The organism is Methylobacterium sp. J-001 (assembly GCF_022829565.1).
Taxonomy (GTDB): Bacteria; Pseudomonadota; Alphaproteobacteria; order Rhizobiales; family Beijerinckiaceae; genus Methylobacterium.
The window spans coordinates 1-407 of the sequence record NZ_JAKSYN010000222.1 but is presented as its reverse complement, the minus strand read 5'-3'; the positions used below and the strand labels follow the sequence as shown (position 1 = coordinate 407).

At 69.0% G+C, this 407-nt stretch carries 1 protein-coding gene; it reads right to left on the bottom strand.

What is annotated here, in order from left to right; translation table 11 throughout:
• The coding region (locus MKK65_RS29195; RefSeq protein WP_279597029.1) for a helix-hairpin-helix domain-containing protein at window positions 1-407 on the bottom strand (407 nt) is incomplete at both ends.

Genomic DNA, 407 nt, shown 5'->3' with positions numbered 1-407 from the left:
GCCAGGAAGATGCACGCCTTGTCGCCGAGGATGTCCTGCACGACCTCGCCGGTCTCCAGCACGTCGAGCAGCGCCGAGCGGATCAGCGCCACGTCGATGCCGAGGAGGTCGCCCGCGAGCTTGATCAGTTCCGCAACCGGTAGGGCACAGTGCCCGCCGTCGGTCGCCGTCTGCAAGGCAAACGAGATGCCCGCGCGCAGCCGCTGCGGCGCCTCCGGGGTCAGCCCGAGCTTCATCGCGATGGCGTCGGCGGTCTTGAAGCCGATGCCGCGGATGTCCTTGGCCAGCCGATACGGGTCCTCGGTCATGACCGCGATGGCGTCGTGCCCGTAAGTCTTGAAGATCCGCACCGCCCGCGCCGTGCCGACGCCGTGGGCGTGCAGGAACAGCATGATCTCGCGCACCGC